The 18,541-nt window shown below is 67.1% G+C and carries 16 protein-coding genes and 2 tRNA genes; 14 read left to right on the top strand and 4 right to left on the bottom strand.

Going from position 1 to position 18,541, the window contains the following annotated elements; genetic code table 11:
* From APY03_RS44250 to APY03_RS21205, 3 genes are all read left to right on the top strand, one after another.
* Positions 1-412 (top strand): ABC transporter permease subunit (locus APY03_RS44250; RefSeq protein ID WP_443082838.1); only part of this gene is annotated, 412 nt, incomplete at its 5' end.
* The gene (locus tag APY03_RS21210; RefSeq protein WP_068679714.1) at positions 409-1,284 is read left to right on the top strand and encodes an alpha/beta fold hydrolase; all 876 of its coding nucleotides are present in this window, start codon (positions 409-411) and stop codon (positions 1,282-1,284) included. The genes APY03_RS44250 and APY03_RS21210, both read left to right, overlap by 4 nt.
* A 46-nt stretch (positions 1,285-1,330) precedes the next feature.
* The gene (locus APY03_RS21205; RefSeq protein WP_068679712.1) at positions 1,331-1,837 is read left to right on the top strand and encodes a DUF1993 domain-containing protein; all 507 of its coding nucleotides are present in this window, start codon (positions 1,331-1,333) and stop codon (positions 1,835-1,837) included.
* Here APY03_RS21205 and hemH read toward each other — a convergent pair.
* The gene (gene hemH / locus APY03_RS21200) at positions 1,819-2,883 is read right to left on the bottom strand and encodes a ferrochelatase (protein WP_068679710.1); all 1,065 of its coding nucleotides are present in this window, start codon (positions 2,881-2,883) and stop codon (positions 1,819-1,821) included. The two genes, APY03_RS21205 and hemH, sit on opposite strands and share 19 nt — an antisense overlap.
* 15 nt (positions 2,884-2,898) lie before the next feature.
* Between hemH and APY03_RS21195 the strand changes: the two genes are divergently transcribed.
* Entirely contained in the window at positions 2,899-3,624 is a 726-nt protein-coding gene (locus APY03_RS21195) for an HAD family hydrolase (protein ID WP_068679708.1), read from the top strand.
* A 115-nt stretch (positions 3,625-3,739) separates the two neighbouring features.
* On the top strand, positions 3,740-4,201 hold the full coding sequence (locus tag APY03_RS21190; RefSeq protein ID WP_068679706.1) for an SH3 domain-containing protein: 462 nt from the start codon (positions 3,740-3,742) through the stop codon (positions 4,199-4,201).
* Here APY03_RS21190 and hpnE read toward each other — a convergent pair.
* The 3 genes from hpnE to hpnC are packed head-to-tail and all read right to left on the bottom strand — an operon-like array spanning position 4,137 to position 7,218.
* Positions 4,137-5,471: a hydroxysqualene dehydroxylase HpnE gene (gene hpnE / locus APY03_RS21185; protein WP_232081083.1), complete on the bottom strand. Its 1,335-nt coding sequence runs from the start codon at positions 5,469-5,471 to the stop codon at positions 4,137-4,139. The two genes, APY03_RS21190 and hpnE, sit on opposite strands and share 65 nt — an antisense overlap.
* Positions 5,468-6,307: a presqualene diphosphate synthase HpnD gene (gene hpnD, locus APY03_RS21180; RefSeq protein ID WP_068679704.1), complete on the bottom strand. Its 840-nt coding sequence runs from the start codon at positions 6,305-6,307 to the stop codon at positions 5,468-5,470. Before hpnD ends, hpnE begins: the two co-directional genes overlap by 4 nt.
* Entirely contained in the window at positions 6,304-7,218 is a 915-nt protein-coding gene (gene hpnC, locus APY03_RS21175; protein ID WP_102905822.1) for a squalene synthase HpnC, read from the bottom strand. The genes hpnD and hpnC overlap by 4 nt, the downstream gene beginning before the upstream one ends.
* A gap of 94 nt (positions 7,219-7,312) precedes the next feature.
* Between hpnC and APY03_RS21170 the strand changes: the two genes are divergently transcribed.
* The 9 genes from APY03_RS21170 to APY03_RS44245 form a co-directional block, all read left to right on the top strand.
* Positions 7,313-8,482, top strand: a complete 1,170-nt coding sequence (locus tag APY03_RS21170; RefSeq protein ID WP_068679699.1) for an efflux RND transporter periplasmic adaptor subunit — start codon at positions 7,313-7,315, stop codon at positions 8,480-8,482.
* Positions 8,483-8,492: 10 nt separating this feature from the next.
* Positions 8,493-11,672 carry an efflux RND transporter permease subunit gene (locus APY03_RS21165; protein ID WP_068679697.1) on the top strand — a complete coding sequence of 1,060 codons (3,180 nt, stop codon included), beginning with the start codon at positions 8,493-8,495 and terminating at the stop codon, positions 11,670-11,672.
* A 111-nt stretch (positions 11,673-11,783) separates the two neighbouring features.
* Positions 11,784-11,870 (top strand) — tRNA-Leu (locus APY03_RS21160).
* 28 nt (positions 11,871-11,898) lie between these two features.
* A complete protein-coding gene (tig, locus tag APY03_RS21155) occupies positions 11,899-13,212 on the top strand; it encodes a trigger factor (protein ID WP_068679695.1) in 1,314 nt (437 codons plus the stop codon).
* A gap of 88 nt (positions 13,213-13,300) precedes the next feature.
* Positions 13,301-13,909, top strand: coding sequence for an ATP-dependent Clp endopeptidase proteolytic subunit ClpP (gene clpP / locus APY03_RS21150; protein WP_068679693.1), 609 nt, complete (start codon positions 13,301-13,303; stop codon positions 13,907-13,909).
* A 138-nt stretch (positions 13,910-14,047) separates the two neighbouring features.
* Positions 14,048-15,313: an ATP-dependent Clp protease ATP-binding subunit ClpX gene (gene clpX / locus APY03_RS21145; protein ID WP_068679691.1), complete on the top strand. Its 1,266-nt coding sequence runs from the start codon at positions 14,048-14,050 to the stop codon at positions 15,311-15,313.
* Positions 15,314-15,436: 123 nt separating this feature from the next.
* Positions 15,437-17,878, top strand: a complete 2,442-nt coding sequence (gene lon, locus APY03_RS21140) for an endopeptidase La (protein ID WP_068679891.1) — start codon at positions 15,437-15,439, stop codon at positions 17,876-17,878.
* A gap of 53 nt (positions 17,879-17,931) precedes the next feature.
* A tRNA-Gly gene (locus APY03_RS21135) sits at positions 17,932-18,007 on the top strand.
* A gap of 228 nt (positions 18,008-18,235) precedes the next feature.
* Positions 18,236-18,541: Arm DNA-binding domain-containing protein (locus APY03_RS44245; RefSeq protein ID WP_232324360.1), on the top strand; the 306-nt coding region annotated here is incomplete at its 3' end.

Raw genomic sequence — 18,541 nt, 5'->3', positions numbered from 1 at the left:
CCGCGCCGAGGCCATCGGCTACCGGGTGGTGGTCTACCGCACCACCGCCTCGGTGCTGTCGGCGTTGTTCGCGACGCTGGCCGGCGCGATGCTGGCGATCTGGCTGCGCTACAACGGGCCCGATACCTCGCTGTCCTTCGAGATCATGATCGACGTGCTGCTGATCGTGGTGATCGGCGGCATGGGCACGATGTACGGCGCGGCCATCGGCGCCGCGCTCTTCGTGGTGGCGCAGAGCTACCTGCAGGACCTGCTGCGACTCGGCAGCGAAGCGGTGAGCGGCGTCTCCTGGCTGGCGGCGCTGCTGTCGCCGGACCGCTGGCTGCTCTGGCTGGGCGTGCTCTTCGTGCTCTCTGTCTATTACTTCCCGACCGGCATCGTCGGCCGGCTTCGCGCGAGGGCCCAGCGATGAACGCACCGACATCCAACTACCTGCAGATCGCCGGCCGAGAGATCCACTGGATGGACTGGGGCGGGCAGGGTGATCCGGTGGTTGTCGCCTGGCATGGACTGGCGCGCACCTGCCGCGACATGGACGAGCTGGCCGTGCATTTCGCCGGGCGCGGCTTTCGCGTGATCTGCCCCGACACCCTCGGCCGCGGGTTGAGCCAGTGGAGCCCGCTGCCCGACGACGAGTACCAGCTGGCCTTCTACGCGCGCCTCGCGGCCGGCCTCTGCGATGCGCTGGCGCTCGAGCGGGTGCATTGGGTCGGTACCTCGATGGGCGGCGCCATCGGCCTGGTCTGCGCGGGCGGCCTGGTCGAGCCGCGCATGAAGGCGCGCATCGCCAGCCTGGTGCTCAACGACAACGCGCCGCAGATAGCGGACGCGGCGGTCGAGCGCATCCGCTCCTATGCGGGCCAGCCGCCGGCCTTCGACACGGTGACCGAGCTCGAGGCCTTCTTCCGCACGGTCTACAAGCCCTACGGCTGGCTCAGCGATGCGCAGTGGCGGCGCCTCACCGAGACGTCGACGCGGCGCCTGCCCGACGGCCGGGTGACGCCGCACTACGACCCGGCCATGGTGCGGCAGTTCGTCGTGCATCCGGAGGACTATGTGCTGTGGCCGCACTACGACGCGATCGAGGTGCCGCTGTTGTGCCTGCGCGGCGTGGACTCCGACCTGGTACTGCCCGAAACGCTGGCCGAGATGCGGCGCCGCGGCCCCGGGGCGGCAGGCCGCCTGCAGATCATCGAGGTGCCGGGCTGCGGTCATGCGCCGGCGCTGAACGTGCCCGCCCATCTGGACCCGATCGAGGCCTTTGTGCGCGCCGCCGGCGCCTAGTACGCAAGCTCGCCACAATCGACCCCGAATCAACTCGGAGTCATCGATGGCGCTCTCGTTCTACGACATCTCGGTCCCGGTCTTCGTCCGCGGACTCGGCCAGCTTTCCCATCTGCTGGACAAGGGGCTCGCGCATGCGCAGGCCTCGGGCATCGACCCCACGGTGCTGGTCAATGCGCGGCTCGCGCCCGACATGTTCACGCTGGCGGGCCAGATCCAGAGCGCGAGCGACGCTTCCAAGCTGGGCACCGCGCGGATCGCCGGGCTCACGGCGCCGAGCTTTCCCGACACCGAGACCACCTATCCGGAATTGCAGGCGCGGGTCGCGAAGACGGTCGACTACCTGCAGAGCGTGGACCGCGCCTTGGTCGACGGCTTCGAAGACCGCCCCGTCACGATGAAGGCGCGCGGCAACGAACTGAACTTCACCGCGCAGCGCTATCTGCTGCAGTTCGCACTGCCCAACTTCTTCTTCCACGTGACCACCGCCTACGACGTGCTGCGGCACAGCGGCGTGCCGTTGGGAAAGATGGACTACCTGGGCAGGTTCTGAGGCGTTCCTGATTCTTGATCTCTAGCCCGGGTGGGCCAGCCGCTCAAGTGGCGCTCGGCGATCGCCGCCAGCGCCGTGATCCAGTCGCCTCGGTCGTTGAGGCAGGGGATGTAGTGGAACTCCTTGCCGCCCGATTGCAGGAAGGCGTCGCGTCCTTCCATCGCGATCTCTTCCAGCGTCTCCAGGCAGTCGGCCGGGAAGCCCGGGCACAGCACGTCGACGCGCGCGACGCCTGACGCGCCCAGCTCGCGCAGCGTGGGCTCGGTGTAGGGCTCCAGCCATTTTGCGCGGCCGAAGCGTGACTGGAAGGTGACGCGGTACTGCGAGTCCGCAAGTCCCAGGCGTTCGACCAGGAGGCGCGCCGTCGTCAGGCATTGCGCCTGGTAAGGATCGCCGAGGCGAATGTTGCGTTCCGGAATGCCGTGAAAGCTCATCAGCAGCCGGTCGGGCCGGCCATGGTGCTTCCAGTGGTCCTCGACGCTGCGCGCCAGCGCCTCGATGTAGAGCGGCTCGTCGTGGTAGTCGTTGACGAAGCGGAACTCCGGCACGCGGCGCATGCGAGCGCTCCAGGCATTGACCGCATCGATCACGCTGGCGGTGGTGGTGCCCGAGTACTGGGGGTAGGCCTGCAGCACCAGCACCCGCGCCGCGCCCTCGGCCACCAGCGCGTCGAGCTGCGAGGAGATCGAAGGCTGGCCGTAGCGCATGGCCTCGCGCACCGTCACGCGGTGGCCGCGCTCGCCCAGCCAGCCGGCCAGGAGCCGGGCCTGCTTCTGCGTCCAGACCTTCAGCGGCGCGCCTTCGGGCATCCAGATGCCCGCGTACTTGGCAGCCGACTTGGCCGGCCGCGTGCGCAGGATGATGCCGTACAGGATCGGCGCCCAGAGCGCCTTCGGAATCTCGACCACGCGCGGGTCGCCGAGGAAGTCGGCCAGGTAGGGTCGCACCGCTTGCGCGGTGGGTTCGTCGGGCGAGCCGAGGTTGCACCAGAGGACGGCGGTGCGCTCCTGGTCTGTGGCGGCAGGAGCTTCGGGGCGAAAGGGCATGCGCTATTCTCGGCCATGGCCCTTGCGACCTCCGATCCCCTGGCGCTCGACGTGAAGCGCATTGCAGCGATCTCCCTCGATCTCGACGAGACGCTCTGGCCCATCTGGCCGACCATCGAGCGTGCCGAGCGCGCCCTCCACGAATGGCTGCTGCGCGAGGCGCCGAAGACCGCGAACCTGCTCATCACGCCCGGCGTGCTGCGCGAGCTGCGCGAGGCCACCGAGAAGGAGCGTTCCGACCTGGCGCACGACCTGAGCGCGCTGCGCCGCGAATCCATCCGCACTGCACTCAAGCGCGCGCACGAGGACCCGGCGCTGGCCGATCCGGCCTTCGAGGTCTTCTTCGCCGAGCGCCAGCGCGTGACGCTCTACGACGACGCCTTGCCCGCGCTCGAATGGCTCAGCGAGCGCTACCCGCTCGTCGCAGTCTCCAACGGCAACGCCGATATCCACCTGGCCGGGGTGGGGCGCTGGTTTCGCGCCGCCTTCAGTGCCCGCGAGTTCGGCAGCGGCAAGCCGCACCCGGCGATCTTCCGTGCCGCTGCCGCTTCGGTCGGGCTGCTCCCCGAAAGCGTCCTGCATGTCGGCGACGATGCGGCGTTGGATGTGGTGGGCGCCCTCGGCGCCGGCATGCAGGCGGCCTGGCTGGTGCGCGAGGAACGGCCCTGGGAGCACGACGCGCGGCCGCAGCTGATCGTGCCCGACCTGCATGCGCTGTGCCGGGCTTTGGGCAGGCCCTGAGGATTTCCCTAGGCATCCCGCGGAACTTCTGCGGGCGGAGGCGCCCTGAAGGGCTGGTCGCGCGAAGCGGCCTTCTTCTCTTCATCTTCACACCCACTGAAAAGGATTCCAACGGATGTTCGACGCCCGCCGCCTGCCTGCATTTCTTCTCGCCATCCTCGTGCTGCTGTCGTTCGCCTTGCCGCTCGCGGCGCAGGCCCGCCAGATGGTCAGCGCCGTACGCGACGAGGTGAACCTTCGCAGCGGCCCCGGCAGCCGCTACGAAACGGCGTGGGTCGTGAGCCGCGGCTATCCCCTCGAAGTCCTGGCCCGCAGGGGCGCATGGCTGCGGGTGCGTGACTTCGAGAACGACCGGGCCTGGGTGCTGAGCTCCAGGACCAAGCGAACGCCCCATCACATCGTGACCGCGAGCGTGGCGAACCTGCGCAGCACGCCGAGCACGCGAGGCCGCATCGTCGGCAAGGCGCGCTACGGCGAGGTGCTGCGCACGTTGCAGCGTCGCGGCGAATGGGTCAAGGTGCGCCTGGCGCGCGGCACGACGGGCTGGGTGGCGCGGCGGCTGCTCTGGGGCTGGTAGGCGCCAGGCTGCCGGCGGCCTTGCCGCTTCGCACCGCGCCCTCGATCGTCGCCGGGTAGGGGCCCTCGACATAGTCGCCGCAAGCCACGAGGCCCGGCGCGATGTATGCGGGCGGGCGCTCCAGCCCAGGCGTGCAGGCGAAGGTGGCCCGCTTCTCGACCACCGTCAGCAGCGGTTGCAGATCGGCGAGCCCGAGTTGCGCGCGGGCCTGTGCCAGCACCTGCTGCTGCAACGCGTCGCGTTCCTCGCCGCTGGCGCTGACGACGAAGGCCAGCAGGCCCTGCGGGCCGCCGAGCTGGCCACGGTCGAAGACGAACTGGGCGGGCGCGCCGGGGGACGCCCGCAGCGCGAGCAGCGGCGCGGGGAGCGCCGCGCCGCCGGTGACGTAGACGGTGGCGATGGCTTCGTGCTCCAGCGCCTGGGCCGACCGCGACCAGCCGGCGGCCTCGAGCAGGCCGGCGAATTCTGCAAGGCGCGCGGCCTCCCAGGGCGGGCAGGCGAGCACCACGCGGTCGAAGCGCTCGCCGTCGACCTGCCAGCCCGTGGTGTCGCGGCCGATGGCTTGCACGCGCGTGCCGGTGTGCAGCCGCGTGCCGTGCTGCGCCAGCCAGTGCGCCGCCGCATCGGGCAGCAGTGCGCCCAGGTCGACGCGAGGCAGGAGCAGGTCGGCGCCGCCGCGTTCGGTGAAGAGGGCATCGTGCAGCACGCGCAGGAAGACCTGGCCGCTGGCGCGCTCGAGGGGCGTGTTGAGTGCCGAGATGCACAGCGGCTCGACCAGCTCGCGCCGCACGCGCGGTGTCAGGCCAGCGCACAGCTGGTCCACTGAGGTCTGTGGATCGCAGAGGAAGCGGCTCGCGCGCCAGGCGAGCGCGCCGCGGACCAGCTTTGCCTTGTCGCGCCAGGACCAGCCGCGCGCGCCGAGGATGCCCGCCAGCAGGTCCAGCGGCGGCGGCCAGCCCGCGGGCACGGCGAGGCCGGCTCCGTCGGCGAAGCGCAGCGTGAGCGGCACGCGCTGCAGCACGGCCTCGGGGTCGATGCCGAGCTCTCGCATCAATCCGAGTGTCGCGCTGTACGCGCCGATCAGGATGTGCTGGCCGTTGTCGAGCGTCACCGGCTCGCCGTTGGGAAGCAGCGCAGGCAGGGCGCGTGCGCGGCCGCCGAGCGTGCGCGCAGTTTCGAACACGGTCACAGCGTGTCCGGCGCGCGTGGCCTCGATGGCACAGGCCAGGCCGGCCCAGCCGGCGCCGATCACGGCAACGCGCTTCTTCACAACCTGCCAAGAGCCTGCACGCGCCAGGCAAGCCAGAACTTGCGCAGCGGCGTAAGGCTGACGCGCTGGTCCAGCACGCGGAAGTCGTCGCGCTCGATCTCGCGCAGCAGGGTGCGGTAGATGCTCGCCATCATCAGGCCCGGCTTCTGGGCGCGCCGGTCGGCCGCTGGAAGGAGGGCGAGCGCCTCGTCGTACGCCGCATGGGCGCGTTGCGCCTGGAACTTCATGAGCGCCACGAAGCGCTCCGAATGCACGCGATTGAGCACCTCGTGGGCCTTGACGTCGAACTGCTGCAGCTCGTTGACGGGCAGGTAGATGCGCCCGCGCAGCGCGTCCTCGCCGACGTCGCGGATGATGTTGGTGAGCTGCAGTGCCAGGCCGAGCTTGTGCGCATAGGCCGTGGTCTGCGCATCGGTCTGGCCGAAGATGCGCGCTGCGCCTTCGCCCACCACCCCCGCCACGAGGTGGCAGTAGCGCTTCAGCGCTGCGAAGTCGAGATAGCGGGTCTGGTCCAGGTCCATCTGGCAGCCGTCGATCACCTCGTGCAGCTGGCGCGCCTCGATGCCGTAGGCGCTGGCATGCTGCATCAGCGCCTGCATCACCGGATGCTGCGGGTTGCCGTCGAAAGCCTGTGCGACCTCCTTGCGCCACCAGGCCAGCTTGGTGGCCGCGATTGCGGGGTCGCTGACCTCGTCGACCACGTCGTCGACCTCGCGGCAGAAGGCATAGAAGGCGGTGATGGCGGCGCGCCGCGGCTTGGGAAGAAACAGGAAGGCGTAGTAGAAGCTGCTGCCCGAAGCGGCCGCCTTGTCCTGGACGTACTGCTCGGGCGTCATCGTGGAAAACTCGTCATCGCGGGGGATTGTCTCCGCATCCGCAAGACGCGCCAGGCAAGAAGCGGTGCATCGGTCTTGCCGATAGTGGGGCGCCGCGACCACGCGTCGAAGCCCATCGCCTCGATCCTGTCGAGGATGCGCAAGCCCCCCTGCACCACGAAGCGCAGCTCCCAGCCGGCGCGGCCGTGCAGACGATGCACCAGCGGCGCGCCTTCGTTCATCAGCTCGCGGGCCCAGGCCACCTGTGTCGCGACCAGCGCGAGCGCGGGCGCCGGTGGCGCGGCCGGGGCCAGCGGCCTGAAGCCGCGCAGGCTTTCGGCCGCAAGGCCCTGCGACGCGAGGTCGGCCGCGGGCAGGTAGAGGCGGCCGCGCGGCAGGTCGACGCTCAGGTCCTGCCAGAAGTTGATCAGCTGCAGGGCGCTGCAGATCGCATCGCTGCGGGCCAATGCGAGCGCATCGTCCACGCCGTAGAGATGCAGCAGCAGCCGCCCGATCGGGTTGGCCGAGCGGCGGCAGTAGTCGAGCAGCTCGGTGCGATCGGCATAGCCGGCCTGGTCCCGGGTCTTCTCGATGTCCTGCATGAAGGCCGAGAGCAGGTCGGCCAGCAGCGACTCGGGCAGTGCGAAGTCGCGCATGGCATGCGCCAGCGGGCCGAAGACCTCGGGCCAGCGCGCAGAAGGCGCCGTGCCGCGGGCCGCGGCGGCGAGCTCGGCGCGATAGGCTCGCAGGTCCTCGAGGCGCCGGGCGGCATCGGCCTCGCCCTCGTCGGCGATGTCGTCGGCCGTGCGGGCGAAGGCGTAGATTGCCGCGATGGGCGGTCGCAAACGCGGCGGGCACAGCCAGGACGCGACCGGGAAGTTCTCGTAGTGGGCGGGCGCCGTCGCGACGGCGGGGTAGGGGGTGGAAGGCACGCGCCGGATTGTCGTTGACAGCGGTTCTCGTTTACCCTAGATTACTAACCGGCTGGTCATTAATGACCCTCGATCTTCTGCCAAGGGTGTTCTCATGACCGCGTCATCCGCTTCCCCCATCGCCCGTCGCGCAGGCCTCCTGCTTGTCGCTGCCCTGGCACTCGCGGGCTGTTCCCGTCCCCAGCCGGTCGAAGAGCCGGTGCGCGCGGTCAAGGTGATGGCGGTGGGCACCAGCGCCTACGACACCGAGCCCGAGTTCTCCGCCGAGGTGCGCGCCCGGGTCGAATCGCGGCTGGGTTTCCGCGTGGCGGGGAAGATCACCCGTCGCCAGGCCGAGCTCGGCCAGCAGGTGAAGGCCGGCCAGGTGCTGGCGCAACTCGATCCGCAGGACTACCGCCTCGCGGCCGAGGCGGCGCGGGCCCAGCACGCTGCCGCGCTCACCAACCGCGACCTGGCGCAGGCCGATCTCAAGCGCTACCGCGGGCTGCGCGAGCAGAACTTCATCAGCGCCGCCGAGCTGGAGCGGCGCGAGAGCACCTACAAGGCGGCGCAGGCCCAGCTCGAGCAGGCGCAGGCGCAGATGGCCTCGCAAGGCAACCAGGCGCAGTACACGACGCTGGTGGCCGACGTGCCGGGCATCATCACGGCGATCGAGGCGGAGCCGGGGCAGGTGGTGACCGCCGGCGCTCCCGTCGTGCGGATCGCGCAGGACGGCGCGCGCGACGTGGTGTTCTCGGTGCCGGAAGACCGTGCCGCGCTCGTCACGCCAGGGTCGGCGGTGGCCGTGCGCGGCTGGTCCGGCGGCCAGGAACTGCAGGGGAAGGTGCGCGAGGTGGCGGCCAGCGCCGATGCGGTGACGCGCACCTACACCGTCAAGGTCGCCATCGACGCCGCCACGGCGCCGGCCCTGGGCGCTACCGTCTATGCAAGGCCGCAGGCGCTGTCGCGCAGCGGCACGCCGGTGCTGAAGCTGCCGACCAGCGCCCTGCGCCAGGAAGGCAAGGGGAGCGCGGTCTGGGTCCTCGACAAGCCGAGCATGACGGTACGCTCGCAGCCGGTGAAGGTGACGACCGCGGACGGCAACGAGGCGGTGATCGGCAGCGGTCTCGCGCCGGGAACGCTGGTGGTGGTGGCCGGCGTACACGTGCTGTCGCCGGGACAGAAGGTGTCGATCTATCGCGAGAAGACGGCAGAGCCTGCCGCGGGCACGCAGGAAGCTGTCAACGCGCCCGGGCACGTCACCCCGGTTTCCTCCACCCGCTGAGGACGTTTCGATGACGTCCGAGACCACCGTTTCCGGTGCCGGCAAGTCCGGGTTCAATCTCTCGAAATGGGCGCTGGACCATCCGGCGCTCACCCGCTACCTGATGCTGGTGCTGATGTTGCTGGGCTTTGCGGCCTACTTCCAGCTGGGCCAGGACGAGGACCCGCCCTTCACCTTTCGCGCGATGGTGGTGCGTACCTACTGGCCGGGTGCCACGGCGCAGCAGGTGGCCGAGCAGGTGACCGACAAGCTCGAGCGCACGCTGCAGGAGGCGCCGTACGCCGACAAGATCCGCAGCTACTCCAAGCCCGGCGAGTCGCAGATCATCTTCCAGATCAAGGACTCGTCGAAACCCGGCGATGTCGCCAACGTCTGGTACACGGTGCGCAAGAAGATCGGCGACATCCGGGGCACGCTGCCTGCCGGCATCCAGGGGCCCTTCTTCAACGACGAGTTCGGCGATGTCTACGGCGTGATCTATGCGCTCGAGAGCGACGGCTTCAGCTATGCCGAGCTCAAGACCTTCGCAGACGACGTGCGCCAGCAGCTGCTGCGCGTGAAGGACGTGGCCAAGGTGGAGCAGTTCGGCGTGCAGGACGAGAAGGTCTTCGTCGAGGTCTCGCAGAAGCGCCTCGCGCAATTGGGGCTGGATTTCAACGCGGTGCTGTCGCAGCTGGGGCAGCAGAACGCCGTCGAGAGCGCCGGCACGATCCAGGCGCCGCAGGACGTGCTGCAGGTGCGGGTGGCCGGCCAGTTCACGAACGTGGAGCAGCTGCGCGCGATGCCGATCCGCGGAAGCTCGGGCAGCCAGATCCGGCTGGGCGACATCGCGGAGATCCGGCGCGACTACGTCGATCCGCCGCAGGTGAAGGTGCGCCACCAGGGCAAGGAGGTGATCGCGCTGGGCATCTCCATGGCCAAGGGCGGCGACATCATCGAGCTGGGCAAGTCGCTGCGCGCGGCCACCGCCGACATCGACAAGCGCCTGCCCGCGGGCGTAAAGCTGGCGCAGGTGCAGGACCAGCCTGTGGCGGTCTCGACCTCGGTCAACGAGTTCGTGCGCGTGCTGATCGAGGCGGTCGCGATCGTGCTGGCGGTGAGCTTCATCGCGCTCGGGCTGCACAAGGGCGGGCGCTTCGGGTACTACATCGACATCCGCCCGGGGCTGGTGGTGGCGATCACCATCCCGCTGGTGCTGGCCGTGACCTTCCTGGCGATGAACTACTTCGGCATCGGGCTGCACAAGATCTCGCTGGGCTCGCTGATCATCGCGCTCGGCCTGCTGGTGGACGACGCGATCATCGCGGTCGAGATGATGGTGCGCAAGATGGAGGAAGGTTACGACAAGGTGCGCGCCGCCACCTTCGCCTACGACGTCACTGCCAAGCCGATGCTGACCGGCACGCTGATCACGGCCGCGGGTTTCCTGCCGATCGGCATTGCGAAGTCGGTGACCGGCGAGTACACCTTCGCGATCTTCGCGGTGACGGTGATCGCGCTGGTGCTGAGCTGGCTGGTGTCGGTGTACTTCGTGCCCTACCTCGGCACCCTGCTGCTCAAGGTGAAGCCGCACGACCCGGAGGAGCCGCCGCACGAGCTGTTCGACTCGCCCTTCTACAACACCTTCCGGCGCACGGTGAACTGGTGCGTCGAGCACCGCTGGCTGACCATTGGCGCGACGCTGCTGACCTTCGCCCTCGGCATCGTCGGCATGGGCAAGGTGCAGCAGCAGTTCTTCCCCGATTCCAGCCGGCCCGAGATCATGGTCGAGCTGTGGTTCCCCGAGGGCACCTCGTTCGCGGCCAACGAGGAGGTGACGAAGCGGGTCGAGCAGCGCCTGCTGAAGGAGCAGGGCATCACCACCGTCAGCACCTGGGTCGGCTCCGGCGTGCCGCGCTTCTACCTGCCGCTGGACCAGGTGTTCCCGCAGACGAACGTCTCGCAGCTGATCCTTCTGGCCCAGGACCTCAAGTACCGCGAGTCGCTGCGGCTCAAGCTGCCGGGGCTGCTGGCCCAGGAGTTCCCCGAGGTCCGTGGACGGGTGAAGCTGCTGCCCAACGGGCCGCCGGTGGCCTATCCGGTGCAGTTCCGCGTGATCGGCGCCGAGCCGCAGCAGCTGCGCATGCATGCCGACGAGGTCAAGGCGATCATGCGCGACAACGCCAACATGCGCGGGGTGAACGACAACTGGAACGAATCAGTCAAGGTGATACGCCTCGAGGTGGACCAGGACAAGGCGCGGGCCCTCGGGGTCACCAGCCAGGCCATCGCACAGGCGTCGCGCACCATGTTCAGCGGCACCAACATCGGCCAGTACCGCGAGAACGACCTGCTGATCGACATCGTGCTGCGCCAGCAGCCCGACGAGCGCGAGGCGATCTCGGACATCGGAAACGCCTACCTGCCGACCAGCTCGGGCCGCTCGATTCCGCTGACGCAGATCGCCCGCCCGGTGTTCGGCTGGGAGCCGGGCGTGATGTGGCGCGAGAACCGCGACTATGCGATCACCGTGCAGGGCGACATCGTCGAGGGACTGCAGGGCGCCACCGTCACCGAGCAACTGCTGCCGGCGCTGCGCAAGCTGGAGGCGAAGTGGCATGCCGAAGGGCAGGGCGCCTACCGCATCGAGGTGGCGGGCGCGGTGGAGGAGAGCAGCAAGGGCTCGTCCTCGATCGTGGCCGGCGTGCCGATCATGCTGTTCCTGGTCTTCACGCTGCTGATGCTGCAGTTGCACAGCTTCAGCCGCTCGATGCTGGTCTTCCTGACCGGGCCGCTCGGCATTGCCGGCGTGGCCGGCGCGCTGCTGGTGTCGAACCGGCCCTTCGGCTTCGTGGCCCTGCTGGGCGTGATCGCGCTGATGGGGATGATCCAGCGCAACGCGGTGATCCTGATCGACCAGATCGAGCATGACCGCGCTGCCGGTGTGCCGACGTGGGACGCGATCGTCGAATCTGCGGTGCGCCGGCTGCGGCCGATCGTGCTGACCGCGGCGGCGGCGGTGCTGGCGATGATCCCGCTGTCGCGCAGCGTGTTCTGGGGGCCGATGGCGATCTCGATCATGGGCGGCCTCATCGTCGCCACCGTCCTGACGCTGCTGGCCCTGCCGGCGATGTACGCCGCCTGGTTCCGCGTCCGGCGCGATGAGCACAACCCGGCAAAGGAGGCCGAAGAGGCCCTGGTTCGCGCTTAAAATACGCGGTTGACCGATTTCAGGCGGTCGGCTTTTCCGGCCGGCTGCTTCTCGAATGCGCAGGCGGCCCCCGGGCCGCCTTCCGTATTCATCACCTGAAAAACTGGAACCGCGCGGGTGGCGAAATTGGTAGACGCACCAGGTTTAGGTCCTGACGTTCGCAAGAACGTGCCGGTTCGAGTCCGGCCCCGCGCACCAGAACAAGACCCTCTCAAGGAAGACACTAATGACCGTGAACGTTGAAACCCTCGACAAGCTCGAGCGCAAGATCACGCTGACCTTGCCCGTCGGCACCATCCAGTCCGAGGTCGATTCACGCCTCAAGAAGCTCGCCCGCACCGTCAAGATGGACGGCTTCCGTCCCGGCAAGGTGCCGATGACGGTGGTGGCCCAGCGCTACGGCTATTCGGTGCACTACGAGGTCATGAACGACAAGGTCGGCGAGGCTTTCTCGCAGGCCGCCAACGAGGCCAAGCTGCGCGTGGCGGGCCAGCCGCGCATCACCGAGAAAGAAGAGGCGCCCGAGGGTCAACTGGCATTCGACGCGGTCTTCGAGGTCTTCCCCGATGTCAAGATCAACGACCTGTCCAACGCCGAGGTCGAGAAGCTCAGCGCCGAGGTGGGCGACGATGCGATCGACAAGACGCTCGAGATCCTGCGCAAGCAGCGCCGCACCTTTGCCCAGCGCGCGCAGGACGCCACGGTGCAGGACGGCGACCGCGTGACGGTCGACTTCGAGGGCAAGATCGAGGGCGAGACCTTCCAGGGCGGCAAGGCGGACGACTTCCAGTTCATCGTCGGCGAAGGCCAGATGCTCAAGGAATTCGAAGATGCCGTGCGTGGCTTGAAGGCGGGCGACAGCCGCACCTTCCCCCTGTCCTTCCCGGCGGACTATCACGGCAAGGACGTGGCGGGCAAGCAGGCGGACTTCATGGTGACGGTGAAGAAGATCGAGGCCTCGCACCTGCCCGAAGTCAACGAGCAATTGGCCAAGTCGCTTGGCATCGCCGAGGCCACGGTCGAGGGCCTGCGCGCCGACATCAAGCGGAATCTCGAGCGCGAGGTCAAGTTCCGCCTGCTGGCGCGCAACAAGACCGCGGTGATGGACGCGCTGATCGCCAACGCCGAGCTGGACCTGCCCAAGTCCAGCGTGCAGGCCGAAGTCGACCGCATGGTCGAAGGCGCCCGCGCCGAGCTCAAGCAGCGCGGCATCAAGGATGCCGACAAGGCGCCGATCCCCGACGACGTGTTCCGCCCGCAGGCCGAGCGCCGCGTACGCCTGGGCCTCGTGGTCGCCGAGCTGGTGCGCGCCAACAACCTGCAAGCCAAGCCGGAGCAGATCAAGGCCCACATCGACGAGCTGGCCGCCAGCTACGAGAAGCCGGCCGACGTGGTGCGGTGGTACTTCAGCGACAACCGTCGCCTCGCCGAGGTCGAGGCGGTGGTGATCGAGAACAACGTGACCGATTTCGTGCTGGGCAAGGCCAAGGTCAACGCCAAGTCGGTGTCCTTCGACGAACTGATGGCCCAGCAGGGCTGACCGCAGCCGGCATTGCCGGGGGCTTGTGCTTTCGAGGCATGGGCCCCATGTCGTCTGGGTACAGTACAAACCTCTCTGGAGAGCACACATGAGCGCACAGGAAATTCAAGGCCTCGGCATGATCCCGATGGTCATCGAGCAATCGGGCCGCGGCGAGCGTTCCTACGACATCTATTCGCGGCTGCTCAAGGAGCGGGTGATCTTCCTGGTGGGCGAGGTCAACGACCAGACCGCCAACCTGGTGGTGGCGCAGCTGCTGTTCCTGGAGAGCGAGAACCCGGACAAGGACATTTCGTTCTACATCAATTCGCCCGGCGGTAGCGTGAGTGCCGGCATGGCGATCTACGACACCATGCAGTTCATCAAGCCGGCTGTGTCGACCCTGTGCGTGGGCTTCGCGGCCAGCATGGGTGCCTTCCTGCTGGCGGCGGGCGAGAAGGGCAAGCGCTTCTCGCTGCCCAACTCCAAGATCATGATCCACCAGGTGCTGGGCGGCGCCCGCGGCCAGGCCACGGACATCGAGATCCACGCCCGCGACATCCTGAAGACCCGCGAGCAGATGAACCGCATCCTGGCCGAGCGCACCGGGCAGCCCCTGGACAAGATCGCCCGCGACACCGAGCGCGACTACTTCCTGACGGCCGACGAAGCCAAGGACTACGGGCTGGTCGACCAGGTGATCGCCAAGCGCAGCTGACGCGTACAGCGCTGCGGCGCCCCGGCGACAAACGGCGTTTTCCGCACGGAAAACGCCGTTTTTGTTCGGATCGGGGATGGGCCGAGGGTCTTCCTTCTTCGCTATCATTGTTAAACCCCCGTTACGAGGCATCTGTCCATGGCCGAGAAAAAAGGCTCTTCCAGCGAAAAAACGCTCTATTGCTCGTTCTGCGGGAAGAGCCAGCACGAGGTCAAGAAGCTGATCGCCGGTCCATCGGTTTTCATCTGCGACGAGTGCATCGATCTCTGCAACGAGATCATCCGCGACGAACTGCCTGCGGGCGAGGAATCGCGGGAAGCGCGCAGCGACCTGCCGACGCCGCTGGAAATCAAGGCCAACCTCGACAATTACGTGATCGGCCAGGAGCCTGCCAAGCGCATGCTCTCCGTGGCGGTCTATAACCACTACAAGCGACTGCGCCACAAGGACAAGGCCAAGGGTGACGACGTCGAACTCAGCAAGAGCAACATCCTGCTGATCGGCCCCACCGGCTCGGGCAAGACCCTGCTGGCCCAGACCCTCGCGCGCATGCTCGACGTGCCCTTCGTGATGGCCGACGCCACCACGCTGACCGAGGCCGGCTATGTGGGCGAGGACGTCGAGAACATCATCCAGAAGTTGCTGCAGAGCTGCAACTACGAGGTAGAGCGCGCCCAGCGCGGCATCGTCTACATCGACGAGATCGACAAGATCTCCCGCAAGTCCGACAACCCCTCGATCACCCGCGACGTTTCGGGGGAGGGCGTGCAGCAGGCGCTGCTCAAGCTGATCGAAGGCACGATGGCCAGCGTGCCGCCGCAAGGCGGGCGCAAGCACCCCAATCAGGATTTCCTGCAGATCGACACGACCAACATCCTGTTCATCTGCGGCGGCGCCTTCGCGGGGCTCGAGAAGGTGATCGAGAACCGCACCGAGGCTTCCGGCATCGGCTTCGGCGCCTCGGTCAAGAGCAAGCAGCAGCGCAGCCTGACCGAAGTGTTCCGCGAGGTGGAGCCCGAGGACCTGATCAAGTTCGGCCTGATTCCGGAGCTCGTCGGCCGCATGCCGGTCGTTGCCTCGCTTGCCGAGCTCAGCGAGGACGCGCTGGTGCAGATCCTGACCGAGCCGAAGAACGCGGTGGTCAAGCAATTCACCAAGCTGCTGCAGATGGAAGGCGTCGACCTGGAGATCCGTCCGACGGCCCTCAAGGCGATCGCACGCAAGGCGCTGGCCCGCAAGACCGGTGCCCGGGGGCTGCGCTCGATCCTGGAGCAGTCGCTGATCGACACCATGTTCGAGCTGCCGAATGCCACCAATGTCGACAAGGTCGTGGTCGAAGAATCCACAATCGACGAAAACAAGCCACCGCTCCTGGTGTATCGCGAGGCGGCCAAGAAGGCCTGACTGAGTGACTTTCAGGCCGGCCCCTCCCGTACCGGCGACCGGCGTCTTCGGCGATTGCCGTGCCCGCGGGCTTGAAAAGCGCGCGCGGCCGACCATCTTTCCATGATCAACCAAAGGATTTCCATGTCCGGTCATACCCCCCTGCCTGCCACCGAGATCGACCTGCCGCTGCTGCCGCTGCGTGACGTGGTCGTCTTCCCCCACATGGTGATTCCGCTGTTCGTCGGCCGGCCCAAGAGCATCAAGGCGCTGGAGCTCGCAATGGAAGCGGAGCGCCGGATCATGCTGGTGGCCCAGAAAGCTGCCGCCAAGGACGAGCCCTCGGTCGAGGACATGTTCGAAGTGGGCTGCATCTCCACCATCCTGCAGATGCTGAAGCTGCCCGACGGCACCGTGAAGGTGCTCGTTGAAGGCCAGCAGCGTGCGCGCGTCAACCGCATAGACGACGGAGAGACTCACTTCTCAGCCAATGTGACGCCTGTGGAAGCGCCGGAGGCGGCGGCACAAAAAGGCACAGAGGTCGAGGCGCTGCGCCGCGCGGTGATGCAGCAGTTCGACCAGTACGTCAAGCTCAACAAGAAGATCCCGCCCGAGATCCTGACCTCGATCTCGAGCATCGACGACCCGGGACGCCTGGCCGACACCATTGCCGCCCACCTGCCGCTCAAGCTCGACAACAAGCAGGCGGTGCTCGACCTGGACGACATCAAGTCGCGCCTGGAGAACCTGTACGGCCAGCTCGAGCGCGAGGTCGACATCCTCAACGTCGACAAGAAGATCCGCGGCCGCGTCAAGCGCCAGATGGAGAAGAACCAGCGTGACTTCTACCTGAACGAACAGGTCAAGGCCATCCAGAAGGAACTGGGCGAAGGCGAAGAGGGCGCGGACATCGAGGAGATCGAGAAGAAGATCAAGCTCGCCAAGATGCCCAAGGAAGCGCTCAAGAAGGCCGAGGGCGAGCTCAAGAAACTGAAACTGATGTCGCCGATGTCCGCCGAGGCCACGGTGGTGCGTAACTACATCGACGTGCTGATCGGCCTGCCCTGGAGCAAGAAGACCAAGATCAAGCACGACCTCGCGCACGCCGAAGAGGTGCTTAACGAGGACCACTACGGCCTGGAAAAGGTCAAGGACCGCATCCTCGAATATCTTGCGGTGCAGCAACGCGTCGACAAGGTGAAGGCGCCCATCCTGTGCCTCGTCGGCCCGCCCGGGGTGGGCAAGACCTCGCTGGGCCAGTCGATCGCCAAGGCGACCGGCCGCAAGTACACCCGCATGGCCCTGGGCGGCATGCGCGACGAGGCCGAGATTCGCGGGCACCGCCGCACCTACATCGGCGCACTGCCGGGCAAGGTGCTGCAGAGCCTGAACAAGGTGGGCACGCGCAATCCGCTGTTCCTGCTCGACGAGATCGACAAGCTGGGCACCGACTTCCGAGGCGATCCGTCCAGCGCGCTACTCGAAGTGCTGGATCCCGAGCAGAACCACACCTTCGGCGACCACTACGTCGAGGTCGACTTCGACCTTTCCGACGTCATGTTCGTCGCCACATCGAACTCGATGAACATCCCTCCGGCGCTGCTGGACCGGATGGAAGTGATCCGCCTGGCCGGCTACACCGAGGACGAGAAGACGCACATTGCGCTCAAGTATCTGCTGCCCAAGCAGATGAAGAACAACGGCGTGAAGGACGACGAGCTCCTGATCACCGAAGAGGCGGTGCGTGACATCGTGCGCTACTACACCCGCGAGGCGGGCGTGCGTTCGCTCGAGCGCGAGCTTTCCAAGATCTGCCGCAAGACCGTCAAGGGCCTGCTGCTCAAGAAGATGACGCCCAAGGTGGTGGTCGAGGGAAAGAACCTCAACGACTTTCTCGGCGTGCGCAAGTACACCTTCGGCCTGGCCGAGAAGCAGAACCAGGTGGGCCAGGTGGTCGGCCTCGCGTGGACCGAGGTGGGCGGCGACCTGCTCACGATCGAGGCGGTGACGATGCCCGGCAAGGGCGTGATCAGCCGTACCGGTTCGCTCGGCGACGTGATGAAGGAGTCGGTCGAGGCCGCACGCACCGTGGTGCGCAGCCGGGCGCGGCGGCTCGGCATCAAGGACGAGGTGTTCGAGAAGCGCGACATCCACATCCATGTGCCGGATGGCGCCACGCCCAAGGACGGCCCCAGCGCAGGCGCCGCGATGACGACCGCGTTCGTGTCCGCGCTCACCGGGATTCCGGTGCGTGCCGATGTCGCGATGACTGGCGAGATCACGCTGCGCGGCGAAGTCACGGCGATCGGCGGGCTGAAGGAGAAGCTGCTGGCTGCCCTGCGCGGCGGCATCAAGACCGTGCTGATTCCGGAAGAGAACGCCAAGGACCTGCAGGACATTCCCGAAAACGTGAAGAACGGCCTCGAGATCGTGCCGGTGAAGTGGATCGACAAGGTGCTCGAGATTGCACTGGAGAAGCAGCCCACGCCGTTGTCCGACGAGGAGGTCGCGGCCTCTGCGGCGGCCATGGCCGAGCAGGCGAAGCAGCGCGCACCGCAGCCCGCCGAAGGTTCGATCAAGCATTGAGTGGCGGTCTTGCGGGACCTCCGAAAAATGCCCTATAATTGAAGGCTTGAAACGCGGGAATAGCTCAGTTGGTAGAGCGCAACCTTGCCAAGGTTGAGGTCGAGAGTTCGAGACTCTTTTCCCGCTCCAATTTATGATCTACAGACTTCCACTGACGTCTGTAAGTCATTGAAAAGAGGAGCTTCGGCTCCTTTTTTCATTCCAGCAAAAGCCACTGGAATCCACCGACAGCCAGCGTTTTTGAGGCCAAAAACAAGGCCAAAGAATGCGGGCGGTGCCGGTTCCGGTTTGTTGCTGGGGTTGGATCGGGATGACCAGCAGCATCGGGCCTAAGTCCAAGACTTAGGAGCTTCGATGATGGCACTCTCTGATCTGACTGTGCGGCAAGCCAAGGCCGCTGACAAAACCTACAGCCTCCCCGATACCGATGGCCTCGGCCTGGTGGTCGCCCCTACCGGCGGCAAATCGTGGCACCTGCGCTACTACTGGCTCGGCAAGCAAAAGCGCATCTCCCTGGGCAACTACCCCGAGATCGGCCTGCGTGAAGCGCGTACCTTGCGCGACGAAGCCCGCGCACTCTTGGCTAGGGGCATCAACCCTCACACCGACCGCAAGCAGAAACGCCATGCCGTGAAGCTGGCGGCCGACTACACGTTCAAGGCG

Source organism: Variovorax sp. WDL1 (assembly GCF_001541225.1).
Lineage (GTDB): Bacteria > Pseudomonadota > Gammaproteobacteria > Burkholderiales > Burkholderiaceae_C > Variovorax.
Note: the sequence above shows the minus strand (reverse complement) of the source record. Positions and strands in the feature narration are given on the sequence as shown.